Origin of the sequence: Deinococcus sp. (genome assembly GCF_030523985.1) — a bacterium.
In the GTDB taxonomy this organism is placed as follows: domain Bacteria; phylum Deinococcota; class Deinococci; order Deinococcales; family Deinococcaceae; genus Deinococcus.
Map to the genome: position 1 here is coordinate 1 of NZ_JAUNHK010000205.1, position 1,745 is coordinate 1,745.

The window sequence follows — 1,745 nt, forward strand, 5'->3', positions numbered from 1 at the left end:
GCCCCGAACGGCAGCAGGGCGTCCCGAAAAGCCCGCACCCAGCGGTGTTCACTGTGTTTGCGCCACAGCAGCATGGCGGCAGCACTCAGCAGGGCCGTGGGGCCGTAAAAGCCCAAGGTAGTGACCAGCGCCCCCGCCAGTCCCGCCGCCGCGTAGCCGTAGTAGGTGACCGCCAGCATGTTCGGCCCAGGCATGAGTTGGCCCAGCGCGAAGCCGCTGGCGAGGGTCTGCGGCGAAATCCAGTGACGCTCTCCGACCAGCACCCGCTCCATCTCGGCAAAGTTGGTGCCCCCAAAGGAAATCAGGCCCAGGCGGGCAAACTCGGTGAACAGCTGGGTCAGCAGGCTCACGCGGCCCCCTCCCCACCCGCCTGCCCTGGACGGTTGAGCCACAGCCCCAGCGCCAGCAACCCCAGCAGCACGGGAAGCAGGTCGAGCCGCAAAAGTCCCAGCCCCACGAAAGTCAGCGCCGCCAGCCCTGGCCCGCCGCGCACGCTCAGGCCGACCCGCAGCACCGGGAGAACCGCCGTCAGCATCACGCCCAGGGCCGCGCACGCCGCGCCGTGCAGGGCGCTTTGCAACGTTGGCGGGAGACCACCCGGCAGCCCCAGGGTCAGCGCCGACGCCGCCAGCATCGCCAGCAGTCCCGGAAAAAGGACGCCCAGCACGGCAGCCAGCGCCCCCAGCCCCCCAGCGAGCCGTGCCCCGACCATCGCCGCCAGATTGACGGCGTTCGGCCCCGGCGTGAGCTGCGCCAGGGTGAAGGACTCGGCGAATTCCAGTTCGGACAGCCAGCCACGTTCGGTCAGCCGACGCCGGGCATGGGCGGGCAGCCCTCCCCCGATCCCCGCCAGCGCCACTCCCACGAACAGGCGAAAGAGTTCTTCAGGACGGCGCGGCGTGGGAGCAGGCAACATGAAAACAGAATACATTCCGCGTGTTGTCTCTAAGGTAGATACGCTCCTATCTCCGTCTTGAATAGGCTCAACCCTGTGTCACAATGCCCCGCGTGAACCTGCCGTTTCTGGACAGCCTCTCTCCCCCCATGCAGGCGCTGGCAGCCACAGTCTTCACTTGGTCGCTGACGGCACTGGGGGCGTCGCTGGTCTTTTTCACGCGCTCGGTCAGCAACCGCCTTCTGAACATCGCGCAGGGCTTCGCGGCGGGCGTGATGCTGGCGGCGAGTTTCTGGTCTTTGCTCGCCCCCGCCATCGAATTTGCCGAAAAGCAGGGGGTTCCCGCCTGGATTCCCCCTGCCATAGGGGTCTTGCTGGGCGCGGCGTTCGTGGGCTTGCTGGACAAAGTCATGCCCCACCTGCACCCAGGTCTGTCCCGCGACGAAGCCGAGGGGCCGCCCGCCCGCTGGTCGCAGGGGGCGCTGCTGCTGGCGGCGATTACGCTGCACAACATTCCCGAAGGCATGGCGGTGGGCGTGTCCTTCGGTGCGGCGGGAGCCAATGTCGAGGGGGCGACCATCGGCAGTGCTCTGGCGCTGGCCCTCGGCATCGGCCTGCAAAACATCCCCGAGGGGCTGGCGGTGGCGTTGCCGCTGAGGGCGGCGGGGTTGTCGCGGCGGCGGGCCTTTATGTTCGGGCAGGCGTCGGCGCTGGTGGAACCCGTCGGCGGTTTTCTAGGGGCGCTGTTTGTCGGTGGGGCACTGCCGCTGCTCCCCTACGCCCTGAGTTTTGCGGCAGGGGCGATGATTTTCGTGGTCATCGAAGAACTGATTCCCGAAGCCCAGCGCGG

At 68.0% G+C, this 1,745-nt stretch carries 3 protein-coding genes; 1 reads left to right on the plus strand and 2 read right to left on the minus strand.

Annotated elements, in window-relative coordinates; translation table 11 throughout:
- Positions 1-350 (minus strand): chromate transporter (locus Q4C89_RS14980; RefSeq protein ID WP_303103420.1); only part of this gene is annotated, 350 nt, incomplete at its 3' end.
- Entirely contained in the window at positions 347-916 is a 570-nt protein-coding gene (locus tag Q4C89_RS14985; RefSeq protein WP_303103421.1) for a chromate transporter, read from the minus strand. The genes Q4C89_RS14985 and Q4C89_RS14980, both read right to left, overlap by 4 nt.
- Positions 917-999: 83 nt before the next feature.
- On the opposite strand from Q4C89_RS14985, the gene Q4C89_RS14990 reads away from it, so the two are divergent.
- The coding region (locus Q4C89_RS14990; protein WP_303103422.1) for a ZIP family metal transporter at positions 1,000-1,745 on the plus strand (746 nt) is incomplete at its 3' end.

What these genes read in the sequence shown, in the direction of transcription:
- Q4C89_RS14985 (WP_303103421.1), bottom strand. Translation starts at nt 916, where the DNA reads ATGTTGCCTGCTCCCACGCCGCGCCGTCCTGAAGAACTCTTTCGCCTG.